At 69.6% G+C, this 24138-nt stretch carries 22 protein-coding genes; 12 read left to right on the top strand and 10 right to left on the bottom strand.

The genetic code is table 11. From position 1 onward, the window contains the following. Nucleotides 1-32: 32 nt before the first annotated feature. Entirely contained in the window at nucleotides 33-734 is a 702-nt protein-coding gene (locus tag IU450_RS09510) for an IclR family transcriptional regulator (RefSeq protein WP_039799600.1), read from the bottom strand. A 155-nt stretch (nucleotides 735-889) separates the two neighbouring features. Here IU450_RS09510 and leuC point away from each other — a divergent pair, with 155 nt between their 5' ends. From leuC to IU450_RS09495, 3 genes are all read left to right on the top strand, one after another. Beyond that, nucleotides 890-2311 carry a 3-isopropylmalate dehydratase large subunit gene (leuC, locus tag IU450_RS09505; protein ID WP_195149344.1) on the top strand — a complete coding sequence of 474 codons (1422 nt, stop codon included), beginning with the start codon at nucleotides 890-892 and terminating at the stop codon, nucleotides 2309-2311. Between the two features lie 39 nt (nucleotides 2312-2350). Continuing rightward, complete coding sequence (gene leuD, locus IU450_RS09500; RefSeq protein ID WP_195149343.1) at nucleotides 2351-2959, top strand: 3-isopropylmalate dehydratase small subunit; 609 nt, start codon at nucleotides 2351-2353, stop codon at nucleotides 2957-2959. 156 nt (nucleotides 2960-3115) lie between these two features. Further along, nucleotides 3116-3775: an HU family DNA-binding protein gene (locus tag IU450_RS09495; RefSeq protein WP_043695518.1), complete on the top strand. Its 660-nt coding sequence runs from the start codon at nucleotides 3116-3118 to the stop codon at nucleotides 3773-3775. Between the two features lie 202 nt (nucleotides 3776-3977). On the opposite strand, the gene IU450_RS09490 is transcribed toward IU450_RS09495, so the two are convergent. From IU450_RS09490 to cofC, 3 genes are all read right to left on the bottom strand, one after another. Further along, the gene (locus IU450_RS09490) at nucleotides 3978-4940 is read right to left on the bottom strand and encodes an NUDIX hydrolase (RefSeq protein WP_195149342.1); all 963 of its coding nucleotides are present in this window, start codon (nucleotides 4938-4940) and stop codon (nucleotides 3978-3980) included. Then, nucleotides 4937-7108: an RNA degradosome polyphosphate kinase gene (locus tag IU450_RS09485; protein WP_195149341.1), complete on the bottom strand. Its 2172-nt coding sequence runs from the start codon at nucleotides 7106-7108 to the stop codon at nucleotides 4937-4939. Before IU450_RS09485 ends, IU450_RS09490 begins: the two co-directional genes overlap by 4 nt. A 71-nt stretch (nucleotides 7109-7179) precedes the next feature. Beyond that, nucleotides 7180-7863 carry a 2-phospho-L-lactate guanylyltransferase gene (cofC, locus tag IU450_RS09480; RefSeq protein WP_195149340.1) on the bottom strand — a complete coding sequence of 228 codons (684 nt, stop codon included), beginning with the start codon at nucleotides 7861-7863 and terminating at the stop codon, nucleotides 7180-7182. A 31-nt stretch (nucleotides 7864-7894) separates the two neighbouring features. Here cofC and IU450_RS09475 point away from each other — a divergent pair, with 31 nt between their 5' ends. Beyond that, complete coding sequence (locus IU450_RS09475) at nucleotides 7895-8890, top strand: NAD(P)H-dependent glycerol-3-phosphate dehydrogenase (protein WP_195149339.1); 996 nt, start codon at nucleotides 7895-7897, stop codon at nucleotides 8888-8890. A gap of 88 nt (nucleotides 8891-8978) precedes the next feature. Continuing rightward, nucleotides 8979-10082, top strand: a complete 1104-nt coding sequence (locus tag IU450_RS09470; RefSeq protein ID WP_195149338.1) for a D-alanine--D-alanine ligase family protein — start codon at nucleotides 8979-8981, stop codon at nucleotides 10080-10082. 177 nt (nucleotides 10083-10259) lie between these two features. Here the strand turns inward: IU450_RS09470 and IU450_RS09465 are convergent, their stop codons facing one another. After that, nucleotides 10260-11096: a DUF3515 domain-containing protein gene (locus IU450_RS09465; protein ID WP_195149337.1), complete on the bottom strand. Its 837-nt coding sequence runs from the start codon at nucleotides 11094-11096 to the stop codon at nucleotides 10260-10262. Between the two features lie 177 nt (nucleotides 11097-11273). Here IU450_RS09465 and IU450_RS09460 point away from each other — a divergent pair, with 177 nt between their 5' ends. From IU450_RS09460 to IU450_RS09445, 4 genes are read left to right on the top strand one after another with little or no spacing between them, the layout of a single operon-like run. After that, nucleotides 11274-12461, top strand: coding sequence for a thiamine-monophosphate kinase (locus tag IU450_RS09460; protein WP_195149336.1), 1188 nt, complete (start codon nucleotides 11274-11276; stop codon nucleotides 12459-12461). Nucleotides 12462-12472: 11 nt separating this feature from the next. After that, nucleotides 12473-13156 carry a uracil-DNA glycosylase gene (locus IU450_RS09455; RefSeq protein ID WP_195149335.1) on the top strand — a complete coding sequence of 228 codons (684 nt, stop codon included), beginning with the start codon at nucleotides 12473-12475 and terminating at the stop codon, nucleotides 13154-13156. A 53-nt stretch (nucleotides 13157-13209) separates the two neighbouring features. Continuing rightward, nucleotides 13210-13437, top strand: coding sequence for a hypothetical protein (locus IU450_RS09450; RefSeq protein ID WP_043695495.1), 228 nt, complete (start codon nucleotides 13210-13212; stop codon nucleotides 13435-13437). Between the two features lie 58 nt (nucleotides 13438-13495). Beyond that, nucleotides 13496-14359 (top strand): alpha/beta fold hydrolase, encoded by an 864-nt coding sequence (locus IU450_RS09445; protein WP_195149334.1) that lies wholly within the window; start codon nucleotides 13496-13498, stop codon nucleotides 14357-14359. 7 nt (nucleotides 14360-14366) lie between these two features. Here IU450_RS09445 and IU450_RS09440 read toward each other — a convergent pair whose 3' ends face one another. The 3 genes from IU450_RS09440 to rpmB form a co-directional block, all read right to left on the bottom strand. Next, the gene (locus IU450_RS09440; RefSeq protein ID WP_195149333.1) at nucleotides 14367-15155 is read right to left on the bottom strand and encodes an enoyl-CoA hydratase/isomerase family protein; all 789 of its coding nucleotides are present in this window, start codon (nucleotides 15153-15155) and stop codon (nucleotides 14367-14369) included. Between the two features lie 482 nt (nucleotides 15156-15637). After that, entirely contained in the window at nucleotides 15638-16168 is a 531-nt protein-coding gene (locus IU450_RS09435; protein WP_195149332.1) for a GNAT family N-acetyltransferase, read from the bottom strand. A 90-nt stretch (nucleotides 16169-16258) separates the two neighbouring features. Beyond that, nucleotides 16259-16450, bottom strand: coding sequence for a 50S ribosomal protein L28 (gene rpmB, locus IU450_RS09430; RefSeq protein ID WP_011210730.1), 192 nt, complete (start codon nucleotides 16448-16450; stop codon nucleotides 16259-16261). Nucleotides 16451-16748: 298 nt separating this feature from the next. On the opposite strand from rpmB, the gene IU450_RS09425 reads away from it, so the two are divergent. Continuing rightward, nucleotides 16749-18557: a DAK2 domain-containing protein gene (locus IU450_RS09425; protein WP_324197600.1), complete on the top strand. Its 1809-nt coding sequence runs from the start codon at nucleotides 16749-16751 to the stop codon at nucleotides 18555-18557. Between the two features lie 3 nt (nucleotides 18558-18560). Beyond that, on the top strand, nucleotides 18561-20840 hold the full coding sequence (recG, locus tag IU450_RS09420; protein ID WP_195149331.1) for an ATP-dependent DNA helicase RecG: 2280 nt from the start codon (nucleotides 18561-18563) through the stop codon (nucleotides 20838-20840). A 7-nt stretch (nucleotides 20841-20847) separates the two neighbouring features. On the opposite strand, the gene IU450_RS09415 is transcribed toward recG, so the two are convergent. Then, nucleotides 20848-22269, bottom strand: a complete 1422-nt coding sequence (locus IU450_RS09415) for a short-chain fatty acyl-CoA regulator family protein (RefSeq protein ID WP_195149330.1) — start codon at nucleotides 22267-22269, stop codon at nucleotides 20848-20850. Between the two features lie 146 nt (nucleotides 22270-22415). Here IU450_RS09415 and IU450_RS09410 point away from each other — a divergent pair, with 146 nt between their 5' ends. Then, nucleotides 22416-23939: an MmgE/PrpD family protein gene (locus IU450_RS09410; protein WP_195149329.1), complete on the top strand. Its 1524-nt coding sequence runs from the start codon at nucleotides 22416-22418 to the stop codon at nucleotides 23937-23939. A gap of 8 nt (nucleotides 23940-23947) precedes the next feature. On the opposite strand, the gene IU450_RS09405 is transcribed toward IU450_RS09410, so the two are convergent. Further along, nucleotides 23948-24124: a DUF1737 domain-containing protein gene (locus tag IU450_RS09405; RefSeq protein ID WP_195149328.1), complete on the bottom strand. Its 177-nt coding sequence runs from the start codon at nucleotides 24122-24124 to the stop codon at nucleotides 23948-23950. Nucleotides 24125-24138 lie beyond the last annotated feature (14 nt).

Here is a 24138-nt window from a genome sequence, read left to right as displayed (position 1 = left end):
GGCCAACTCTAGAGAGTTCGGACTGCAACGCGTTACAGGCGCTTGTGCAGTGCCTCGGCCGCCGCGACCAGATCCGCCGCCCAGCGAGCGCCCGGCCTGCGGCCCATCCGATCGATCGGCCCGGACACCGAGACGGCCGCGACCACGGTGCCCCCCGCGTCGCGCACCGGCGCGGAAACGCTGGCCACGCCGGCCGCGCGCTCGGCCGCGCTCTGCGCCCACCCGCGCTTGCGCACCTCGGCCAGCGCGCGCTCGCCGAACACCGCGTCGGCCAGGATGGTGCGCTGCAGTTCCGGGTCGGCCCACGCCAGCAGCACTTTGGCCGCCGAGCCCGCGGTGAGCGGCAGTCGCGCCCCGATCGGTACGGTGTCGCGCAGTCCGACGGGGGGTTCCAGGGCCGCGACGCAGACGCGGGCGTTGCCGTCGCGGCAGTAGAGCTGCACGCTTTCGCCGGTGATCTCGCGCAGCCGGGGGAGAATGGCCGACGCCGCCTCCAGCAGCGGGTCATTGGCGCTGGTCGCGAGTTCGGCCAGGGCCGGGCCGGGCCGCCACGTGCCGTTGCTGTCGCGAGCGAGCAGGCGATGCACTTCCAAGCCGACGGCGAGGCGGTGCGCGGTGGCGCGGGGCAGGCCGGTGCGCGCGCACAGCTCGTTGAGACCCGAGGGATGCTCGGCTACGGCGTACAGGACCGCCACTGCTTTGTCGAGAACGCCGATGCCGCTATGCTGTCTCATAGAACGATACTAGCGTCTCGGATGTTGAGAAATCCACCGTCGCGGATTCTCGCTGTCAGCGTTCCGACCAGGCGCAGCTATCACAACCTGTGCAACCGTCGCCGCGTCGGAGTCCAGATCGCGGAACGGCTGCTTCGTCCGAAAGGTGATCGACAATGGCCGAACCGCGCACGCTGGCCGAGAAGGTATGGGACCAGCATGTCGTCGCTCGCGGGGAGGGTGAGGGAGCCTCGCGCGAACCGGACCTCATCTATATCGACCTGCATCTGGTCCACGAGGTGACCAGTCCGCAGGCATTCGACGGGCTGCGTGCGGCGGGCAGGCCGGTGCGCAGGCCGGATCTCACGATCGCGACCGAGGACCACAATGTTCCGACGATCGACATCGACAAGCCGATCGCCGACCCGGTTTCGCGCACCCAGGTGGAGACGCTGCGGCGCAACTGCGCGGAATTCGGTGTGCGGCTGCACCCGATGGGCGACCTGGATCAGGGCATCGTGCACGTGGTCGGGCCGCAGCTGGGCCTGACCCAGCCCGGAATGACCGTGGTGTGCGGCGACAGCCACACTTCGACGCACGGCGCGTTCGGCGCGCTGGCGATGGGCATCGGCACCTCCGAGGTCGAACATGTGCTTGCCACCCAGACGCTCTCGTTGCGCCCGTTCAAGACGATGGCGATCACCGTGGACGGCGTCATGTCCGCGGGCGTGACGAGCAAGGACCTGATCCTGGCGGTCATCGCGAAGATCGGCACCGGCGGCGGCCAGGGCTACGTCCTGGAGTACCGGGGCGAGGCCATTCGAGCCATGTCGATGGAGGCCCGAATGACGATCTGCAACATGTCCATCGAGGCGGGCGCTCGGGCGGGCATGATCGCGCCGGACGAAACGACCTATGAATTCCTCAAAGGACGGCCGCACGCCCCCCAGGGAGCCGACTGGGACGCGGCGGTGGCCGCCTGGGAGGCGCTGAAGACCGACGAGGGCGCCGTTTTCGACGCCGAGGTCCACATCGACGCCGCCGCGCTCACCCCGTTCGTCACCTGGGGCACCAACCCCGGCCAGGGCGCGCCGCTGGGCGAGGCCGTCCCCGACCCGGCCGCCATCGCCGACGAGGTGGCCAGGGAGTCCGCGGAGAAAGCTCTGCGTTACATGGACTTGGAGCCGGGTACTCCACTTCGGGAAGTACCGATCGACACCGTATTCGTCGGTTCGTGCACCAACGGACGCATTGAGGATTTGCGTGCGGTGGCCGGGATTTTGAAGGGACGTCATGTCGCCGACGGCGTGCGAATGTTGGTTGTACCGGGGTCGATGCGGGTTCGCGCACAGGCGGAAAAAGAAGGACTGGGCGAGATTTTCACCGCGGCGGGCGCCGAATGGCGGCAGGCGGGCTGCTCAATGTGCCTGGGAATGAATCCGGACCAGCTCGAGCCCGGCCAGCGTTGCGCGTCCACCTCGAACCGCAACTTCGAGGGCAGGCAGGGCAAAGGCGGCCGTACGCACCTGGTTTCTCCCCTCGTAGCGGCCGCGACGGCGGTCCGCGGAACACTGTCCTCGCCTGCGGATCTGGCCTGACGGCTCCCGATTCCCGCAATCAAACCCAGGAGATTCGTAATGGAAGCCTTCACCGTGCACAAGGGCATCGGGGTGCCGCTGCGCCGCTCCAATGTCGATACCGATCAGATCATCCCGGCGGTCTACCTCAAGCGGGTGACCCGGACCGGATTCGAGGACGGGTTGTTCGCCGCATGGCGGGCCGATCCCGACTTCATTCTCAACGTTGCGCCTTACAACAGCGGTAGTGTGCTGGTGGCAGGTCCGGATTTCGGTACCGGATCCTCCCGTGAGCACGCTGTTTGGGCGCTGTCGGACTACGGCTTTCGGGTGGTCATCTCATCCCGGTTCGCCGACATCTTCCGCGGCAATGCGGGCAAGGGCGGTCTGCTGGCCGCTCAGATGTCACAGAACGATGTCGAAATGCTCTGGAAGTTGCTCGAGGAACAGCCCGGCTTGGAATTGGTTGTGGATCTCGAGGCGCGCACAGTGACGGCCGGAACCGTCGTGTTGCCGTTCGATATTGATGACTACACCAGGTGGCGTCTGCTGGAGGGATTGGATGACATCGGGCTGACTCTCCGCCGGGAGGACGCGATCTCCCGGTTCGAAAAGGCAAGGCCAACATGGAAACCCACCACCCTTCCAGCACATATTTCGCAGACGTAATCACCCTTGGCGGTTAGCTGAGCGACAGTAGTGGCGGTAGCTGGACGTGTGCTAAACCACATGAATTTTGGCGTGGCACATAGACTCTTGCCCAAAGTGGGTTTACCGTGGTACCTAGTCGGTCCGACGACGGGCCATTAGTCTGCGGAGGATTCAATGAACAAGGCGGAACTGATCGACGTTCTGACCGAAAAGTTGGGTACGGACAGGCGCACGGCCACCGCGGCAGTCGAGCATGTGGTCGACACCATCGTGCGCGCGGTGCACAAGGGTCAGAGCGTCACAATCACCGGATTCGGTGTGTTCGAACAGCGTAAGCGGGCGGCTCGCGTCGCACGGAACCCGCGTACCGGCGAAACCGTGAAGGTCAAGCCCACTTCGGTGCCCGCGTTCCGCCCCGGCGCTCAGTTCAAGGCGGTGATCGCGGGTAAGCAGAAACTGGCCGCGACCGGGCCCGCGGTCAAGCGCGGGGTGAATGCGCCGGTGGCCGCGAAGAAGGCGGCGGCAAAGAAGACGGCGGCGAAGAAGACCGCCGCCAAGAAGTCGACGCCGACCAAAGCGCCCGCCAAGAGCACGGCCCGTAAGGCCGCCGCCAAGGCCCCGGCGAAGACCACCGCTCGCAAGACGACCGCCACCAAGACCGCTGCGAAGAAGGCGCCCGCGAAGAAGACCGCGGTCGCGAAGAAGGCTCCGGCCAAGAAGACGGCCACCAAGGCCACGGCGGCCAAGTCCACCGCCGCCAAGAAGACCGCCGCCAAGAAGGCACCTGCGAAGAAGACCGCGGCCAAGAAGGCCCCGGCTCGCCGAGCCCGCTGATCTCGAGCCACCGCCGGATCGGCGCCGAATGCGCGGCCCCACGACTGGGCCCATTCGCCTCAACGTCGAGACGGCCCCGGGAGACACCCGGGGCCGTTTTCGCCTGCCCTCCCAACGTGACCGCATGGCCGCGCTCGCCGTGGCCGATCGGCGCGTGCGGCCGCCCGCCGACGCGCGGGGTGACGGCCCGGCTGCCTGCGTATCAGGACGGCACGACGTAGGCTGACAGCGATCGATCCAGATGGTCGGCGGCCACCAAGCGCGGGCCGGCGAACGACAGCACCCACACACTGCCCTTGCGATTGCGCGCCGATGGCAGCGCGATGCCGTCGCGTTCGGCCAGCCCACTCAGCAGATCCGGGATCACCTTGCCCTGACTGCAGACGACGCGAACGGCACTGTCCGACACCAGGGCTCGAAGACGTTCCCCGGCCTCGTCGGGCCTTTCGGCGTACCCGGATTCGGAAAACAAAGGGTCCGTGACGATTTCGACACCGAGCTTCTCGGCCAGCGGCGCCACCGTTTGCACGCAGCGCAGCGGATCCGCCGAGTAGACCTCGGATGCGCCGAACGCCAACAGATTCGGCACCAGCGCCCGCGCCTGACCCTCGCCCTCGCGGTCGAGCGGACGCAGTTCGTCGGGACCGTGGTAGCGGTCCCTGCGGCCGGCTTTGCCGTGCCGCACGAGCAGGAGAGTCTCGGTGCGCGCGGGCAGCCGGGTGAAGGCGCGCACCACCTGACGATCCATCGGATACGACAGCTGGTCCATCACCCGGTCGAGGGGATGCCAACTGAGCACGTCGACCTCGGAGTTGGCGGTGAACTCCCCGCCCACCAGTTCGGCGGCCCAGTAGTCGACCCGCTTCAGCTTGCGATGGCCCGGAATCGGGTAGGTTACGTGGCCGAGGTAGCGGCCGAGCTTGGACTCCAGACCGGTCTCCTCACGGACTTCGCGGACCGCGGCGAGTATCGGCGTCTCACCCGGGTCGAGCTTGCCCTTCGGCAGTGACCAGTCCTCGTACTTGGGCCGGTGGACGATCGCGATCTCGATCGCGTCCCCCGCCGTGGTGCGCCAGAGCACCGCCCCTGCGGCGTGGATATTGGCGGTGATGCGGGGATCCCAGAACGGGCCCCCCTCCTGTTCGAACCCCGTGCTGGCGTTCACTGCTGCTCGGGCCTCCGCAGCCGCATCAAATGCTCCTGGTGGTCTCTGATCTTGTCCCCGTCACCGGACGCACCCGGCGCTGCCCGCCAGGTGCCGTCGGGGTGCAGAACCCAGCAGCGCGTGGTCGGCGACAGCGCCGACTCGAACACCCCGCCGAGTTGCTCGGTCAACCGCGGATCCTTCACCTGCGCCATCACCTCCACCCGGCGATCCAGGTTGCGGTGCATCATGTCGGCGCTGCCGATCCAGTACTGGTCCTGCGCCTGGAAGTGCAGGACGCGGGAGTGCTCGAGGAACCGGCCGAGGATGGAGCGGACCTCGATGTTCTCGCTCATGCCCGGCACACCGGGGCGCAGCCCGCAGATGCCGCGCACCACGATCTGCACCGGCACGCCCGCCTGCGAGGCCCGGTACAGCGCGTCGATGATCTCCTCGTCGACGATCGCGTTGGCCTTCAGCCGGATTCGGGCGTCCTTCCCCTCGGCCGCCAGCTCGGTCTCGCGCTGGATGCGCTCGATGATGCCGGAACGCACTCCGTGCGGGGCGACGAGCAGGTTGCGGTAATTCTCTTTCCGCGAGTAACCGGTGAGCGAATTGAACAGGTCGGTCAGGTCGGCGCCGATTTCCGGTGCGGCGGTGAGCAATCCGACGTCCTCGTAGAGGCGCGCGGTCTTCGGGTTGTAGTTGCCGGTCCCGATGTGGCAGTAGCGGCGGATGGTCGCGCCCTCGCGGCGCACCACCAGGCAGGTCTTGCAGTGGGTCTTCAGGCCGATGAGGCCGTAGACGACGTGCACGCCGGCCTGCTCCAGCGCGCGAGCCCATTTGATGTTGGCCTGCTCGTCGAAGCGCGCCTTGATCTCGACCAGGGCGACCACCTGCTTGCCGGCCTCGGCGGCGTCGATGAGCGCGTTGACGATCGGGGAGTCGCCGGAGGTGCGGTAGAGCGTCTGCTTGATGGCGAGCACCTGCGGGTCGGCGGCGGCCTGTTCGATGAACCGCTGCACGCTGGTGGAGAACGAGTCGTACGGGTGGTGCACGAGCACGTCGCCCTCGCGCAGCGCGGCGAAGACGTTGCGCGGGGTCTCCCGCTCGCCGAACGCGGGCGGTGTCGCGGGAACGTACGGGGTGTCCTTCAGATTCGGCCGGTCCACGCCGTACACCTGCCAGAGGCAGGACAGGTCGAGCAGGCCGGGCACCTGGATCACGTCGCCGGGGTCGACGTCCAGTTCCCGCAGGAGCAGATCGAGCATGTGCTCGGTCATGTCGTCGGACACCTCTAGTCGCACCGGCGAACCGAACCGGCGCCGGGCCAGTTCGCGTTCCAGCGCCTGCAGCAGATCCTCGTCGCGATCCTCGTCGACCTCGAAGTCCGCGTTGCGGGTGATCCGGAAGGAGTGTTGCTCCACCACGTCCATGCCGGGGAACAGCAGATCCAGATGGGCGGCGATCAGCGCTTCCATCGGAAGGAAGGCGGCGATGGGGGAACCGGAGTCGGTGCGGCGCACGCGGACGAACCGGTCGACATTGTCGGGCACCTTGACGCGGGCGAAGTGCTCGCCGCCGGTGGAGGAGTCCTTCACCGTCACCGCGAGGTTGAGACTCAGCCCGCTGATGTAGGGGAAGGGGTGGGCCGGGTCCACCGCGAGCGGGGTGAGCACCGGGAACACCTGATCCTGGAAATGGCCGGACAGACGGCGGCGTTCGTCCTCGTCCAGGTCGCTCCAGTCGATGATCGCGATGCCCTCGGCGGTCAGGGCGGGCAGCACGCTGTCGAGGAAGACGCGGGCATGCCGCACCGCGATCTCCTGCGTGCGCGCGGCGATCAGTTCCAACTGCTCGCCGGGTGAGCGGCCGTCGGCCGAACGCACCAGCAGGCCGGTCTCGGCGCGGCGTTTCAGTCCCGCCACCCGCACCATGTAGAACTCGTCGAGATTCGACGCGAAGATCGCCAGGAACTTCGCACGCTCCAGCAACGGAAGCGACGCGTCCTCGGCGAGGGCCAGCACGCGGGCGTTGAAGTCGAGCCAGCTCAGTTCACGATTGAGGTAGCGATCGCGTGGCAACCGTGGCGCCGACGGGTCGGCGGACAAGGGTGTCGCCGCCGGGGGTGGCGTGGGAAGCAACGGCTGCTGCTTGACGGTTTCCGTATCGCTCACGCCAACGATCATCCCTTACCGGACACCCGGTGTGCATCCTGCGATCGGGATTGATGTGTGTCTCACTCCACCATGGCGACCGGCTAGCACACGTGTGGAACGGGTTCGTGAACACCACCCGGCCAGCCGATGTCGTGCAGGACAGCACGGGTCGCGTTTCCGGCTCCCAGCGCCACCGCGCGGTCCAGGTCGTCGGCGGTGTCGACGTCCAGACGCAGCCCGGGCCAGTCTCCGGAGAGATCGACCGCGCCCGCATCGATGTGGCTGCGCGCCGACCCGGGGCCGAAGCGAGGGTCGAGCGCGGCGACCGGGTCGCGGACCACGAGCGCGGCGGTGCCGCTGCCCTCGTGGTCGACCACGATCGAACGCAGTCCGCGCGGAGCGGCGGCGAGCATGTCCGACAATTCTTCCGGCCGCAGCGCGGGCAGATCGGCTTGGAGAGCGAGCAGATCGATCGGCCCGTGCGCACCGCGCAACGCGTCGGCGGTGGTGGCCAGGGCGGCGTTGAGCCCGTCGGCCCGCGGCAGGCGCGGTTCCGGATGGACGTCCGCGCCCAGCGTGCGGGCCAGGCCCGCGACCGCGGGGTCGGGCGTGACCACGGTGACCGAGACGACCTCGCCGACCGCCGCCGTGGCGCTCACGGTGTCGGCGAGCATGGCCAGCACCAGCCGGGCCCGGTGCTCCGGGCGCAGCCGGTCGGCCAGTCGGCTCTTGGCCCGATCGAGGCTCTTGACCGCGATCACGGCATGCACGGCGTGCGGGCGCATGCGAGCAATCCTTCCATGGCATATTGGGCTGATGACGAGGGCGGCAGTGCTGGGCGCAGGATCGTGGGGCACCGCGTTCGCGAAGGTGTTGGCGGACGCGGGAACCGAGGTCACGATCTGGGCTCGTCGGCCGGAGGTCGCCGCGACGCTGGCCTCCGAACATCGCAATCCCGATTACCTGTCGGATATTCCGCTGCCGCCGATCGCGGCGACCCATGACCCCGCGGTAGCGCTCGAACGAGCCGACATCGTGGTGCTGGCGGTGCCGTCGCAATCCCTGCGCGTGAATCTCGCGGAGTGGAAGGGATTGATCCCGGCCGACGCCACGCTGCTGAGCCTGGCCAAAGGGATCGAGACCGGCACGCTGCTGCGGATGAGTCAGGTGATCGGAGAGGTCACGGGGGCCGACGAGGGCCGGATCGCGGTGCTGTCCGGGCCGAACCTGGCGCGCGAGATCGCGGTGGGCCAGCCCGCCGCCACCGTGATCGCCTGCTCGGACGGCACCCGCGCGGTCGCGGTGCAGCACGCCAGCGCGACCGGATACTTCCGGCCCTACACCAACACCGATGTGGTCGGTTGCGAGATCGGCGGCGCGTGCAAAAACGTCATCGCGCTCGCCTGCGGCATCGCGTCGGGAATGGGTTTGGGCGACAACTCGATCGCCAGCCTGATCACCCGTGGACTTGCCGAGATCATCCGGCTCGGGGTGGCCCTCGGCGCGGAGCCGGTGACGCTCGCCGGTCTGGCCGGAGTCGGAGACCTGGTCGCCACCTGCACCTCTCCGCTGTCGCGCAACCGGTCCTTCGGGCATGTGCTCGGCGCGGGCGGGTCCATGGAAGCCGCCCAGTCGGCCACTCATGGCCAGGTGGCCGAGGGTGTGAAGTCCTGCACATCGGTGCGTGCGCTGGCCGAGCGGCACGGCGTCGAGATGCCGTTGACGACCTCGGTGCACCAGGTCTGCCACGAAGGGCTCTCCGTGCGCGAAGCCGTCGGCAACCTGCTCGGGCGGCGGATGAAGCCCGAGTGATCCGGCTCCGGCCCGACGCGTGCGTGGGCCACGGTGTCCGAGACGGTCAGCCGTGGGAGTGCGGACCGAAACGGGTACGGTTCGGAGCATGACGAACCGGATCAGGGTGGCTGTGGTGTTCGGCGGGCGCAGCAACGAGCACGCCGTGTCCTGCGTATCGGCCGGCAGCGTGCTGCGCCACCTGGATCGGGAGAAGTACGAGGTGGTGCCGATCGGCATCACCGCGGAGGGCAGCTGGGTGCTGGGCGGTTCGGACGTGGCGGCGCTCGGTATCCACGATCGAGCCCTGCCGTCGGTGGATGCCACCGGCACGGCGCTCACCCTGACCGCGGACCCGAGCCGCTCGGGGGCCTTGATCGCCCTCGACGATCCGAGCGCCGCTCTCGGCTCGGTGGACGTGGTGTTCCCGATCCTGCACGGACCGTTCGGTGAGGACGGCACGCTGCAGGGGATGCTGGAACTCGCCGGTATCCCCTATGTCGGGCCCGGGGTGCTGGCCAGCGCGGCGGGCATGGACAAGGAATTCACCAAGAAGCTGCTCGCGGCGGAAGGGCTGCCGATCGGCACGCAGGTGGTGCTGCGCCCCGGCACCGACACGGTCGCCGAGGCGGATCGGGTGCGCCTGGGGCTGCCGGTGTTCGTCAAGCCGGCCCGTGGCGGATCGTCGATCGGCATCACCAGAGTGACCGACTGGAACGAGCTGGATGCCGCCATCGCGGCGGCGCGCGCGCACGACCCGAAGGTGATCGTGGAAGCGGGCATCGTCGGACGCGAAGTGGAGTGCGGGGTGCTGGAATTCCCGGACGGCCGGGTCGAGGCGAGCGTGGTGGCGGAGATCCGGATGCCGGAGACCGGCACCACCGCAGCGAGCCCCGAGTTCTACGACTTCGATACCAAATACCTCGACGACGTCTGTGAATTCGACGTCCCCGCGAAGCTGGACGACGAGGTCTCCGACCGGATCCGGGAACTGGCGGTGCGCGCCTTCGCAGCTCTCGACTGCCAGGGCCTGGCCCGGGTCGATTTCTTCGTCACCGAGCAGGGACCGGTGATCAACGAGATCAACACCATGCCTGGCTTCACGGCGATCTCCATGTACCCGCGCATGTGGGAGGCCACCGGCGTCGATTACGCCGCGCTGGTCTCCACCCTGATCGAAACCGCGCTCGCCCGCGGCACCGGCCTGCGTTGACGCCGCCCGGTCGCAGTTGCGTGAACACCAGGTCGGTGACCTAGTTCGGCCACGGGTCGGTGGATCGGTCCCGGACTTCGGGCACCGGGCCCGGCTCGATTTCGGCAAGCGCCCCGCGGTCGGCCAGTACGGGTTGCCCCCTGACTTCTTCGCGGGGATCACCCCACGCCCTCCGCGTCAGTTGGGCAGCGGTCCCGGGTCGATCGGCTGGGCCGGGAGGTGGGTGGTGATGGTGTCGGAGACTTCTTGCAGCGGCGTGGGACCCGAGCCGTCGGGGACGGTGAGGGCCACATAGGTTGCCCGGTCGACCACGAACCAGGTGCTCACCTCGGCGGCCTGGTCGCGGACCTCGAACCACTGCACGCCGTTCACGAGCTGCAACGGTGATGCGCGGTTGAACTCCAATGGGCGATCCAACCCGCAGCGCAGGACGATCGCGTCGCCACCTTCGGCGCGCTGCCACGCGCGGGTGGCGGGCGGAGCGGGCTCGACCAGCGTCGATTTGGTGAACTCACCCAGGTCCGCGGGCAGTGCGGGCAGCAGGGCGGCGCAGGCCGGGCCGTCGGCCGCCGGGGCGGGAACCGGACCGAGCACCAGCGGTTCACGTTCGACGGGTGCGCGGCGCGCGAGCACGGCGGCAACGAGCACCGCGACGACGAGAACGACCGGAAGCGCCACGGCGGTCGCGATGATCGCGGGCGAGTACTGATGTGCAGGGGCCGACGCGAGCGGGTTGTCCGGCTCGTCGGCCGGGACGTCGGAGTCGGTGTGGTCGGCGGCGTCGGCGGGGACGTCGGAGTCGCTGTCGTTGGCGGCGTCGGCCGGGGCCTCGGAGTCGCTGCCCGGTTCCGCGGTGTCGGAGGGATCAGTGTCGGACGAAGCGGCGTCGGAGGAACTCGTGTCGGCGCTACCCGCCGGATGGTCCGTGCTCCCGGACTTCCGGGATTCGGCCGTGGCTTCCGGTTGTTCGTCCCGGTGCTCCGCCGATTCGCGGTCCGGCGAATCCGCCGCCATGCTCACCGATCCTTTCTCGTTCGCGCGTCGGTGCCCCGACCGGGGCCGCGCAGCGGCGGCAACGGTGGACCGGCCCGGTAATACTCGAGTGCCTCCGAAAGGGTACCGTCGGGCGCATTCCAGCAAGCAGCGCGCCGGAAAGGATCGGTCATCAGCGCCAGTAGCGGTCCGAGGACAGTGCGTGAACTAGGGGAGTTCGCGTTGATCGACCGCATCAACGCGGGCCGGGTGCAGGCGCCTGGCGTGCTGCTCGGTCCCGGCGACGACGCGGCGCTGGTCGCGGCGCCGGACGGCCGGTTCGTGGTGACCACCGACATGCTCGTGCAGGATCGGCACTTCCGCCTGGACTGGTCCAGCCCCGAGGATGTCGGCCGCAAGGCGATCGCGCAGAACGCCGCCGACGTGGTCGCCATGGGTGCGACGCCGACCGCCTTCGTCGTCGCCCTCGGCTGCCCGGCCGACACTCTGCTGGAGGTGATCGACGGACTCGCGGACGGTATGTGGGCCGAGGCCGCCAGGGCAGGCGCGTCCATCGCGGGGGGTGACCTGGTGCGCAGTCGCGAACTGGTCATCTCCGTCACCGCGTTCGGCGATCCGTGCGGCGCGCCGATCACCAGATCCGGTGCGCGCGCGGGCGACGTCGTCGCGGTGGCGGGACGCCTCGGCTGGTCGGCCGCCGGTTTGGACGCCTTCACCGCCGGGGTGACCGGCCCGGAGGTCGCGGAAGCGCTCGCCGCGCATCGCGTTCCGCAGCCGCCGTACGCGATGGTCCTGGACGCGCTGCGCCACGGGGCGAGCGAAGGCTCGGATCCCGCGGCTGCTCAGCGGATTTCAGCGCGATCCGATGCCGCACCCAGCGCCGCCGGGCGTCCGGCGACTGCCTCGCTCGACTCCGGAGTGCCGCCGCCTGGTAGGGCGGGCGGAGAGTTCTCGGCTGAGCCGGTGGGCGGCGATATCGAACCGCACACGGCTTCCGAAAGCGCGGCATCGGCTGCCGTCACCGGCGCGCTCGGGCTACGCGCGCTGACCGACGTGTCCGACGGCTTGCTCGCGGACCTGGGGCACATCGCGGCGGCGTCGGGCGTCGGCATCGATCTGGACTCGGCCGCGCTGCGCGACCCGGCGCTGGAACGAATCGCCGCCCGGCTGGATGCCGATGCGGTGCAATGGATCCTGACCGGCGGCGAGGACCATGCCTTCGCGGGCACATGGGCGCCGGGCCACCCGCTTCCCCCTGGATGGGTCGCGATCGGACGGGTTGTGGCCGGTCGCGGGCTCACGGTCGACGGCGTGGCACAGACCGGCGACGGCGGCTGGGAATCGTTCACCGGGGCGGACTCGTCAGTTGACGGCGAGCCACGCTAAGTTGTGCGGTCATGGGCGCGAAACCACTGTCGGAAATCATGGATCCGGGATGGGCGAAGGCACTCGAGCCGGTGGCGGATCGGATTTCCGCCATGGGCGAATTCCTTCGTGCCGAGAACGCCGCGGGCCGTGGCTACCTACCGTCCGGCGATAACGTCCTGCGCGCCTTTCAGCGCCCGTTCGACGCGGTGCGTGTGCTCGTCGTCGGCCAGGATCCCTACCCGACGCCCGGCCACCCGATGGGTCTGAGTTTCTCCGTGGCGCCGGACGTTTCGCCGATCCCGCGCAGCCTGGCCAACATCTTCGCCGAATACAGCAAAGATCTCGGTCACCCCACGCCGTCCTGCGGCGATCTGAGCCCGTGGTCGGACCAAGGTGTGCTCATGCTGAACCGAGTGCTCACCGTGTCGCCGGGCAAGCCGGCCTCGCACCGCGGCAAGGGCTGGGAGGCGGTCACCGATCAGGCGATTCGCGCCTTGGTCGGCAGGGACGAGCCGTTGGTGGCGATCCTGTGGGGCAAGGACGCCGCGACGCTCGAGCCGCTGCTGGCCGAATCCGAGATCCCTTACATCGAGTCCGCGCATCCGTCGCCGCTGTCGGCGTCGCGTGGGTTCTTCGGTTCCCGCCCCTTCTCGCGAGTGAACGAACTACTCGACGAACTGGGGGCCGAACCGGTTGACTGGCGCCTGCCCTGAGTCGGGCGTCTGTGTGTGATCGACCCGAGAGAAAACGAGTGAGGAGCTCTTCCATGCACAACACCACCCTCCGCGGCGCTACCGCGACCCTGGCTTTCTGCGCCGCGCTCACCAGCGGCGCCGCCGTCGCCGGTGCGGCCCCCCTGCGGCTGGAGCCCGCCACGGAGACCACGACGGCTCCGGTCGCCGAGGAATACACCTCCAGCGGCTCCTCCACCATCTCCGCGTCGGTGAACGCGAAGATCGCGTGCCTGTTCTTCGTGGGTAATCTCGGCTGCTGAGTCCTCGATTCGACGGGTTCACGCCGCCGCGGACCGGCGTTGTGCGATCCTACAGATCGTGAGTAATGCGAACAATCTTCTCGAACCGTCCCGGCTCCGGCTGCGCGGTTCGGGTGGAATCGAGCTGGCCGCCGATCAGTTCGGTCCGGTCGACGGCCCGCTCGTCGTCTTCCTGCACGGTGGCGGGCAGACCCGGCACTCGTGGAAGCAGACCGGCGCGCGGCTCGGCGCGTCGGGAATGCGGGTGGTCACCGTCGACGCCCGCGGCCACGGCGACAGTGCCTGGGCGCCGGATCGCGACTACCGGCGCGAGACCATGGTCGATGACCTCCTGCTGGTGCTGGAACAACTGGGCGCGCCCGCGGTGGTCGTCGGGGCCAGCATGGGCGGGATCACCGGACTGCTCGCCACGGCGCGTCCCGGCGGGGCGACGATCAGCGCTCTTGTGCTCGTCGACATCGTGACCCGGCCGGAGCCGGAAGGTGTCGCCCGGGTGATCGACTTCCTCGGCAAGCATCGCGATGGCTTCGACACCCTCGAGCAGGCGGCCGACGCGGTCGCCGAGTATCTGCCGCACCGCCCGAGGCCGAAGAACACCGGCGGCCTGCTGCGCAACCTGCGCGAGCGTGACGGTCGCTGGTACTGGCACTGGGATCCGGACATGCTGAGCGACCGGGTGGAGGACCCGTCGGCGATGATCGAGCCGATGGAGGACGCGGCGCGGGCGCTGCGCATCCCGGTGCTGCTGGTGCGCGGCATGCGCTCGGACGTGGTGAGCGCCGAGGGCGCCGAGGCGTTTCAGCGGCTGGTGCCGCACGCCCAGCTGGTGGAGATCGGCGGCGCCGCGCACACCGCCGCCGGTGACGACAACGATTCGTTCACCGACGCGGTGGCCAAATTCGTGCTCTCGACCAGGGAGTGACGCCCGGTCAGGCGAGCTCGGCGTAGTCGGGTTTGCGCTTCGCGACGAACGCGTCCACCCCCTCGCGGCCTGCGGCAGAGCTCGCGGCCGCGGCGATTCCGTCGCGTTCACTGTCGAGCTGATCGCTCAGCAGCGCGGTATCCGACTGCCGCAGCAGTGACTTGATGCTCGCATGGGTGGAACGCGGTCCGGCGGCGAGGGCACGGGCGAGCCGCTGGGCCTCCTCGACGATCTCGTCGTCGGGGACCAACCTGCTCAGCACGCCCAACCGCACCGCCTCGTCGGCGTTCAGGACGGCGTCGGTGAGCAGAATTTCGCGGGCCCGCGACCGCCCGACGATGCGCGGCAGCGTCCAGGACATGCCGCCATCCGGGCTCAGGCCGATGCCGGGATAGGCCGGGCGCAGCTTGGTGCCCGCTCCGCCGAGGGCGATATCGGCCAGGCAGACCAGGCTCATGCCGGCCCCCGCCGCCCAACCCTGGACCGCGGCCACCACCGGGACCGCCACAGCGTCCAACGCGCGGACGAACTCGTGCAGGTCGGTGGCCAGACCGTGAATGTGCGCGGAGCGGTCCTGCGCCGCGGCGAAGCCGCGCACGTCACCGCCGGCGCAGAAGTTCGCGCCGGTGCCCCGCAGCAGCACCGCGCCGACGTCGGAGCCGAGTGACCGCAGCGCGGCGGTGCCCGCGTTGATGCCCGCGAAGTCCATGGACGTGCCGTTGGCGGACGTGGCGATGGTGATCTGGAGGACGCCGTCGACAGTCGTCACATACCCGGCTTGCTCGGTGGAGGTCATGATCTGCACCTTAACGGGCGCAGTCGGACGCAGTCCGTCAGCGGCCGGAGCGGAGGCGGGCGGTGGCTGCGCATGGCCGGAGCGGAGGCGGGCGGTGGCTGCGCATGGCCGGAGCGGAGGCGGGCGGTGGCTGCGCATGGCCGGAGCGGAGGCGGGCGGTAGCCGCGCATGGCCGGAGCGGATAGGTGGGGGCAGTCGCGCATGGCCGGGGCGATAGGTGGAGGCAGCTGCGCATGGGCGGAGTGAAGGCGGAGGCAGCTGCTGCGTATGGCCGGAAAGAAGGTGGCGGCAGTCGCCATGGCCGGAGCGATGGCGGGGGCAGTTGCGGATGGCCGGAGCGGAGGCGGAGGTAGCTGCGGATGGCCGGAGCGGTAGCTGGAGGTAGCTGCGGATGGCCGGAGCGGTAGCTGGAGGTAGCTGCGGATGGCCGGAGCGGTAGCTGGAGGTAGCTGCGCATGGCCGGAGCGAAGGCGGAGGTACGCCTAAGGGGCGTCACCCAGCGTGAAGTCCGCGTGCATCGTCGGCGTGCGCACCATGCGCACCTCCACCGCGGCGGTGAACGATTCGAGTTTGCTGGTGCCGTCGAGCACGAAGCCGTGCTTCCGGTAGAACGCCTGGGCGCGCGCATTCCGCTCGAATACCCACAGGGAGCACGGAGCGGCAGGGTCGAGTGCGGCGCGGATCAAGTCGTCGGCTACGCCACTGCCGTGCCAGCGGGAGCGCACGTAGAGGGCGTGCAGTTCCAGCGGGGTCACCGCGTCCGCGTCGTCGGGCGGGCCCGCGCTGGAGAATCCGATCACGATGTCCTCGATGATCGCGACGTGGGTGCGGCCCGGGTAGCGCACCCGATCGCGTTCCCACAGCTCGGCTCGCCGCTCGATGTCGAACGCGTCGAGCACGTGGTCGGGCACCAGCCCCCGGTACGCCTCGCGCCAGCAGGAGATGTGGCATTCGGCGAGGCCGTAGGTGTACTCGGCGGCCAGCGGCTGGACCCGCCAGGGACGCTCTCTCACAGCGGGAACGCGCGTCGAGCGCCCGCAGTCATGACGACGCCCCGGACCACCCGAGGTGGGTGCCGGGGCGTTCGGTCGGTCGGGGGCGGATCAGCCGCGGACGACCTTGCCCGCCTTCAGGCAGGAGGTGCACACGTTCATGCGGCGGGTGTTGCCCGGCGCGACCTGCGCGCGAACGGTCTGGATGTTCGGGTTCCAACGACGGTTGGTGCGCCGGTGCGAGTGCGAGACCGACTTCCCGAAGCCGGGGCCCTTGGCGCAGACGTCGCAGACGGCAGCCATAGTCGCGAACTCCTTCATGTCAATGGTGGGACCGCCGCTTTCGCGAGCGCGTCCTCGTGCAATGTCGAGTGTGTGCCCTGTCGGCTGGGGAGCCGACCAGCGCAGACCGGCGACGGCCGCGCGAGGCAACCCTGCAAGGGTAGCTGTGCCGGTACCGATCCACCAAACCGGTCCCCGCGGACGAGTGCCGGAGCGGTAGCTGGGCACCTCCAGTTTAATGGCGCGGTCTTGCCGGTTGCCTGTCGGCACCGCCAGCTAACCTGGCGGGCGGTGTGGTGCGGAGGCGGAAGGGAGTGCGGTGACGGTGTCCGGAGCGCGAGATGTGCTGGACGGCACGGCATTGCTGTGCTGGGGCCGCACCTGTCTCGCCGGCCTGGAACACCGGCGCGAGGAGATCAACGCGCTCAATGTCTTTCCCGTCCCGGACGCCGACACCGGCACCAATCTGCTGGCCACCATGCGGGCCGCGGTCGAGGCGGCGGAAGCGGCCGCGGCGTCGCGGGCGAACACCGAGGTGAGCGGGGACGGGAGCGCGGCGCATGCTGTCGCGGTCGCGATGGCGCACGGCGCGACGGTCGGCGCCCGCGGCAACTCCGGCATCATCCTGTCCCAGGTGCTGCGGGGCGTCGCGGAGGCGGTGGACGGGGGTCCGTTCACGGCGGACAGCTTGCGCGTGGCGCTGACCAGGGCCTCCGAGCTGGTGCGCGAAGCGCTGAGCGTGCCGATCGAAGGGACCATCCTCACCGTGCTGGACTGCGCCGCCGCGGCGGCCGCGGGGTGCCCGGATCAGACCCTGGCCGAGGTGGCGCTCGCGGCGGCCGACGGTGCGGCCAAGGCGCTCGGCGACACTCCCTTTCAATTGGGGGTGCTGCGTGAGGCCGGTGTCGTCGACGCGGGAGCTCGCGGGCTGGTGGTGCTGCTGGACAGTTTGGTCACGATGACCAGGGGCGAAGCGCCCGTGCGGCCGGAGTACCCCCGGCCGACCGCGGCGGCGCGATCCGCGTCCGGCGGCGACGCCGACCCGCAGTACGAGGTGATGTACCTGCTGGCCGACTCCGACGAGGCGAGAGTGGCCGCGCTGCGGACCCGTCTAGGTGAACTCGGTGACTCCGTGGTGGTCGTCGGTGACGGCGGCGGGTCCTGGTCGGCGCATGTGCACTGTGCCAACGCGGGTGCGGCCGTGGAGGCGGGCATCGCCGCGGGCACGCTCAGCCGAATCCGTGTCGAGAACGTCACCTTCGGGTCGCACCGAGGCGTACGGTCCGTGTCCGGAAACCGCGCCGATGTCGCGGGCACCGGAAATGAGCCGAAACCCGACGACCGTGCCTCCGGCGTGCGGACCTGGCCCGCCCGAATCGAAGACACCACGAAATCCGCCCCGGCCGCAGATTCGACCCAGGTGGTGGCCGGGGCGCTCGGCTCGGTCGCGGCGAAGCCCCCCGGCGTTCCGGCCGACCGCGGCATCTTGGCTGTGGTCGCAGGCACGGGCGCGGCGTCGCTGTTCGAGGACGCGGGCGCCGTGGTGCTGGCGGGCGACGAGCCGGTCACCGCGACGACGCTGCTGGCCGCGATCCGGCGGATGCCGAACCGCGAAGTGCTGGTACTGCCCAACGGCGCGCTGCCCGCGCACGAACTGGTCGCCGTCGGCGTCGCGGCGCGCGACGCCCACCGCGACGTGCTGCTGCTGCCGAGCGCGTCGATGGTGCAGGGCCTGGCGGCGCTGGCCGTGCACGACCGCGGACGGATCGCGGTCGACGACGCTTTCGCCATGTCGGAGGCAGCCGCCACGACGCGCTGGGGTTCGCTGCGCGCGGCGACCGAGCGCGCGCTCACCATGGTCGGCACCTGCGAACCGGGCGACGGGCTCGGGCTGGCCGGCCACGACGTCGTCGTGATCGAGCCCGACGTGCGGACGGCAGGCCGGACGCTGTTGGACCGGCTGCTCGCCTTCGGCGGCGAGCTGGTCACCCTGATGATGGGAGCGGCCGCGCCGGAGGGTCTCGGCGACGAACTCGCCGCCCATATCGCGCAGCACTTCCCCGGTGTCGAGGTGATCGTGTATTCCGGTGGGCAGCACGGCGATTCGGTGCAGATCGGAGTGGAGTAGGGCATGGCGACACTGAGTGATCGGCTCGACCACATTCTCGGGGCGAAGGCGGCGGCCTCGCTGGCGGACGCGTTCGACATGCACACCGTCGAGGACCTGCTGCGGCACTACCCGCTGCGCTACGCCACGCAGGGGCAGCCCCTCACCGAGGAGGCGCCCGAGGACGGTTCGCACATCACGGTCATCGGACGGATCACCAAGGCCGACCTGCGGCCGATGCGCAACCGCCGCGGGTCGCTGCTGAAGGTGGTGCTCGACACCGGCTCCGGGCGCGGCGTCGACGTCACCTTCTTCAACGGCGACAAGGTGAAATACGTCGTGCGCGAAGGGCTGCGCGCGATGATGTCGGGCACGGTGAACTACTGGCGCCCCGGCCAATGGAACCTCAGCCACCCCGGTTACCTGATCCTGCCGGAGACCGAGGACGACGACTCGGTCGGCGCGTTGACGAAGGTGCGCGGCGGCGGAGACCTGCGCGGCCTCGCGCAGAGCGCCAAAGGCGCCGGGGGAGTGGACACCTCGTTCATGGAACGCGAGTTCATCCCGGTCTACCCGGCGACCGCCAAGGTGCAGAGCTGGGACGTGCTCGCGTGCGTGCGTCAGGTTCTCGACCAGCTCGACCCGCTCGAGGATCCGCTGCCGGAGGACGTGCGCGCCGAACGGGCGCTGCCGAACCTGTCCGACGCGCTGCGCTCGATCCATCTGCCCGAGCACAAGTCCGATATCGATCAGGCCAGAGACCGGCTGCGTTTCGACGAGGCGCTGGCCTTGCAACTGGTGCTGGCCGAGCGCAGGCACGAGGTGTCCGGTCGCCGCGCACGCGCCTGCGTGCCACGCACCGATGGCATCGCCGCCGCGTTCGACCAGCGCCTGCCCTTCGACCTCACCGCGGGGCAGCAGCAGGTCGTCGCCGAGATCTCCGCCGACCTGGCTCGCGAGCAGCCGATGCATCGGTTGCTGCAAGGTGAGGTGGGTTCGGGCAAGACGATCGTCGCCCTGCACGCCATGCTGCAAGTGGTCGACGCGGGCCTGCAGTGCGCGCTGCTCGCCCCGACGGAGGTGCTGGCCGCGCAGCACTATCGGTCGCTGCGCGGCATGCTCGGCGAGCTGGGCGCCGCGGGCGAGCTGGGCGCGGCCGACAACGCCACCCGCGTGGCGCTGGTGACCGGCTCGATGTCGGCGGCGGCGAAGAAGGCCGCGCTGCTGGAGGCGGTGACCGGCGAGGCGGGCATCGTGATCGGCACACACGCGCTGATCCAGGACAACGTCGAGTTCTTCGACCTCGGCATGGTGGTGGTCGACGAACAGCATCGCTTCGGCGTCGAGCAGCGGGACGCGTTGCGCGCCAAAGCGAAAGCGGGCGCCAGCCCGCATCTGCTGGTGATGACCGCGACGCCGATCCCGCGCACCATCGCCATGACCACGCTCGGCGACCTGGAGACCTCCACGCTGACCGAACTGCCGAGAGGCCGCTCGCCGATCGTCTCCAAGGTGGTGCCGCGCAGGCAGCATCCGAACTGGGTGGATCGCGCCTGGGAGCGGATCGTGGAGGAGGTCGCCGCCGGACGCCAGGCGTACGTGGTGTGTTCACGCATCGGCGACGACGAGGAGGCGACGGGCAAGTCCCGCAACGGGCGCTCGAAATCCGGTGACGGCGAGAAGGACGGCCCCACCACCCAGGCCGTGCTGGACGTGTTCGAGATGCTGCGCGGCGGGCCGCTGTCGGGCGTGCGGGTCGGCCTACTGCACGGCAGACTGCCCGCCGATGAAAAAGACCAGGTGATGCGGGCGTTCAACGACGGATCGGTGGACGTGCTGGTGTGCACCACGGTGGTCGAGGTCGGCGTGGACGTGCCCAACGCGACGGTGATGGTGATCGTCGACGCGGACCGGTTCGGCGTCAGCCAGCTGCACCAGCTGCGCGGCCGGATCGGCCGGGGAAAGCACCCCGGACTGTGCCTGCTGGTCACCGACGCCGCGCCGGGCGGGTCGGCCATGGCGCGGCTGGACGCGGTCGCGGCCACCACCGACGGCTTCGAACTCGCGGTGCTCGACCTGCGCACCCGCCGCGAGGGCGACGTGCTCGGTGCCGCCCAGTCCGGCACAGCCCGCTCGCTGCGCCTGCTGTCGCTGCTGGACGACCTCGAGGTCATCACCGCCGCCCAGGATTTCGCCAGGAGCGTGGTGGAGTCCGATCCCGGATTGCGCAAGCATCCCGGTCTGGCCGGGATGATGCACGCGGCGGTGGACTCCGAGCGGCTGGAGTATCTGGCCAAGTCTTGAGGCCTGGTCAGCGCCCGAGCCGTGGGTAGGGCAGGTCGGTGCTGGTGTATTCGGTGACGGCCAGCGGACTGCCGATGTGCGGGAAGGCGCGCTGTGGGCATGCCGGACGCTCGCACACCTTGCAGCCCGCGCCGATGGGGACCGCGGTGGCCGGGTCGTCCAGCTGCAACCCGGCCGAATACACCAGGCGGTCGGCGTATTCGATGTCGCAGCCGAGACCGATCGCGAAGTTCTTCGCCGCGGTGCCGAACCCGTGCGGTGCGATCGCCGCGGTGCGGGCCACCCATAGATAGCGGCGGCCGTCGGGCATCTCGGCGATCTGGGTGAGTATGCGGCCGGGATGTGCGAAGGCTTCGTGCACTACCCACAGCGGGCAACTGCCGCCGACCCGGGAGAAATGGAACGCGGTGGCGGACTGACGTTTGGAGATGTTGCCCGCGCGATCGGTGCGCACGAAGAAGAACGGGACGCCGCGCTGTCCTTGCCGCTGCAAGGTGCTGAGCCGATGGCAGATGGTTTCGAAGCCGACCTCGAAACGCAGGGCGAGCAGGTCGATGTCGTAACGCAGTTCCTCGGCCGAGCGCAGGAATCGCCCGTACGGCAGCACCAGCGCGCCTGCGAAGTAGTTGGCCAGCCCGATCCGCGCGAGCGTGCGGGATTCGCCGCTGAGCGACGGGGTTTCGGCCAGGACGCCGTCCAGCTCCTCCCTGTACAGCAGGAAGCCGAGCGTAGTGGCGATCTGGAAGGCGCGCTGGCCGGGCCGCAGCCGACGAGCGAGGGTGAGCGTGCGTGTCTCCGGGTCGTAGTGCCGTTTGGGGACCGTGGGGTCGGCGCCGTCGCCGCGCACCAGCACGGTCACGCCCGCGCGTTCCTCGGCGATCCGCGCGAGCTGGCGATCGAGCGAGCCGATGCTGAGCCCGGAGTTCTCGAACAGTTGCTCGGCGGCGATGTCCAGCTGCGGAATGTGATTGTGGTGGTCGTAGAAGAAGTCGCGCACGTCCTCGTAGGGCATCGGCACCCCGGGCGCGCCCGCGGGCGCGGAGACCCGCGCGGAGAGCAGGTCGAGCTGATCGGTGGCGGCGCGTAGTCGGCGGTGCATCGCGACGACGATCCTGGCGACCTCCGGCTGACGGGTCGCCAGCTCCTCGACTTCGGTCAGCGGCGCGGTGTGCCCGCCCGCGGCGTCCACCAGCACTTCGTGCAGGTCGGACACCAGGCGCGCGTCCGAGTCGGCGGCGAAGAACTGGACGTCGAGGTCGAAGGTGGAATTCAGTTTCAGCAGTACGGGAATGGTGAGGGGGCGTTGGTCGCGCTCGAGCTGGTTGAGATAGCTCGGCGACAGATCCAGCGATTTCGCCAGAGCCGCCTGAGTCATCCTCCGCTCTTCGCGCAATCGCCGAAGCCGGGCGCCCGCATACATCTTGCGCACGTGCACGATGGTAGCTGCGCTTATTCGCAATCATCGCAAAAACACGCGTTCTTACCCACGAAAATATGCTTTTGCGAGGTATTAAGTGTCTTGACCGATCTGCGTAGCGTGCGAAGAGAGATTCGTCGCCGCGTCGTGGAGGATGCATGAAGACACACATCGTACGAGCCCGTTCCGCCGCCGAGGAGTTCCCGCGCTCGGATCACCTCGCCACCAAGATCGCCGAAGTGGCCGCCGACCAGGTCGAAGTCACCGCCGAAGTCGCCGCGATGATCGTCAATCGGATCATCGACAACGCCGCGGTAGCCGCCGCTTCGCTGACGCGCCGCCCCGTGGCCGCCGCGCGCGCCCAGGCCACCGCGCAGCCCTACCGGCCGCGCACAGACCGGCGCGGGGCCACGGTCTTCGGCCTGCCGGTCGGGCAGCGGGTTTCGCCCGAGTGGGCCGCTTGGGCCAATGGGGTCGCGGTGCGGGAACTGGACTTCCATGACACGTTCCTCGCCGCGGAGTACTCGCATCCGGGTGACAACATCCCGCCGATCCTCGCGGTCGCCCAGCATCTCGGTCGCAGCGGCGCTGAGCTGATCCGCGGGCTGGCCACCGGCTACGAGATCCAGATCGACCTGGCGCGCGGGATCTGCCTGCACGAGCACAAGATCGATCACGTCGCCCACCTCGGCCCCTCCGTCGCGGCGGGAATCGGCACGTTGCTCGGGCTCGACACCGAGACGATCTACCAGGCGCTCGGCCAGGCGCTGCACACCACCACGGCGACGCGACAGTCCCGCAAAGGCGAGATCTCCAGCTGGAAGGCTTACGCACCCGCCTTCGCGGGCAAGATGGCGGTCGAGGCAGTGGATCGCGCACTGCGCGGCGAGGGTGCGCCCGCGCCGATCTGGGAGGGCGCCGATGGGGTGATCGCCCGGTTACTCGGCGGACCGGAGGCCGAATATCGCGTGCCGCTGCCGGGCCCCGGCGAGGCCAAGCGCGCCATCCTGGACAGCTACACCAAGGAGCACTCGGCCGAATACCAGAGTCAGGCGCCGATCGATCTCGCGCGCCGGATGCGGGCGCGGATCGGCGATACGGCTCAGATCGCCTCGATCGTGCTGCACACCAGCCACCACACGCATGTGGTGATCGGCACCGGCTCCGGCGACCCGCAGAAATTCGATCCGCATGCCAGCCGCGAAACACTCGATCATTCGGTGCCCTACATCTTCGCGGTGGCACTGCAGGACGGGACCTGGCACCACGAGCGGTCGTACGCGCCCGAGCGGGCGCGGCGGCCCGACACCGTCGCGCTGTGGCGCAAGATCCGCACGACCGAGGACCCGGAGTGGACCCGGCGCTACCACGCCACCGACCCCGGGGAGAAGGCATTCGGCGCGCGCGCCGTGGTCACGCTGGCGAGCGGGGAGACGATCATCGACGAATTGGCCGTCGCCGACGCCCATCCGCTGGGAGCGCGTCCGTTCGGCCGGGCTCAGTACATCGCCAAGTTCCGCACCCTGGCCGAAGAGGTGCTCGACGAGGCGGAGCAGGAGCGCTTCCTCGACGCGGCCCAGCGGACGCCGGAACTGGCCGCCGGTGAGCTGGATCAACTGAATTTCACCGTGTCCGACGAGGTGCTCACCCGGGCGCCGCGGATTGCCGAAGGGATCTTCTGATGCGAGCGTCAGTCCTCGTCCAAAATCACCGCCTGCGCGGCGATCACGTTCTCGCCGTCGAAGGTGAGCGCGGGCGATCCGTGCAGCCGATAGCCCTGCGCGAGCAGGTCGCTGACGCGGGCGCAGAATCGAGCGTCGTCGACGCCGGTGATCAGTCGGTAGCGCAGCGGTTCGGCTTCGGTCATGCGATGAGCGTAGG

The sequence above is a fragment of the Nocardia abscessus genome (assembly GCF_015477775.1).
GTDB classification, from domain to species: domain Bacteria; phylum Actinomycetota; class Actinomycetes; order Mycobacteriales; family Mycobacteriaceae; genus Nocardia; species Nocardia abscessus_A.
This window is presented reverse-complemented; position numbering and strand designations above follow the sequence as displayed.

Bases quoted from the DNA above. Each gene is read 5' to 3' on its own strand.
- IU450_RS09510 (WP_039799600.1), bottom strand. From the start codon at position 734: ATGAGACAGCATAGCGGCATCGGCGTTCTCGACAAAGCAGTGGCGGTC.
- leuC (WP_195149344.1), top strand. From the start codon at position 890: ATGGCCGAACCGCGCACGCTGGCCGAGAAGGTATGGGACCAGCATGTC.
- leuD (WP_195149343.1), top strand. From the start codon at position 2,351: ATGGAAGCCTTCACCGTGCACAAGGGCATCGGGGTGCCGCTGCGCCGC.
- IU450_RS09495 (WP_043695518.1), top strand. From the start codon at position 3,116: ATGAACAAGGCGGAACTGATCGACGTTCTGACCGAAAAGTTGGGTACG.
- IU450_RS09485 (WP_195149341.1), bottom strand. From the start codon at position 7,108: ATGATCGTTGGCGTGAGCGATACGGAAACCGTCAAGCAGCAGCCGTTG.
- cofC (WP_195149340.1), bottom strand. From the start codon at position 7,863: ATGCGCCCGCACGCCGTGCATGCCGTGATCGCGGTCAAGAGCCTCGAT.
- IU450_RS09475 (WP_195149339.1), top strand. From the start codon at position 7,895: ATGACGAGGGCGGCAGTGCTGGGCGCAGGATCGTGGGGCACCGCGTTC.
- IU450_RS09470 (WP_195149338.1), top strand. From the start codon at position 8,979: ATGACGAACCGGATCAGGGTGGCTGTGGTGTTCGGCGGGCGCAGCAAC.
- IU450_RS09465 (WP_195149337.1), bottom strand. From the start codon at position 11,096: ATGGCGGCGGATTCGCCGGACCGCGAATCGGCGGAGCACCGGGACGAA.
- IU450_RS09455 (WP_195149335.1), top strand. From the start codon at position 12,473: ATGGGCGCGAAACCACTGTCGGAAATCATGGATCCGGGATGGGCGAAG.
- IU450_RS09450 (WP_043695495.1), top strand. From the start codon at position 13,210: ATGCACAACACCACCCTCCGCGGCGCTACCGCGACCCTGGCTTTCTGC.
- IU450_RS09440 (WP_195149333.1), bottom strand. From the start codon at position 15,155: ATGACCTCCACCGAGCAAGCCGGGTATGTGACGACTGTCGACGGCGTC.
- rpmB (WP_011210730.1), bottom strand. From the start codon at position 16,450: ATGGCTGCCGTCTGCGACGTCTGCGCCAAGGGCCCCGGCTTCGGGAAG.
- recG (WP_195149331.1), top strand. From the start codon at position 18,561: ATGGCGACACTGAGTGATCGGCTCGACCACATTCTCGGGGCGAAGGCG.
- IU450_RS09410 (WP_195149329.1), top strand. From the start codon at position 22,416: ATGAAGACACACATCGTACGAGCCCGTTCCGCCGCCGAGGAGTTCCCG.
- IU450_RS09405 (WP_195149328.1), bottom strand. From the start codon at position 24,124: ATGACCGAAGCCGAACCGCTGCGCTACCGACTGATCACCGGCGTCGAC.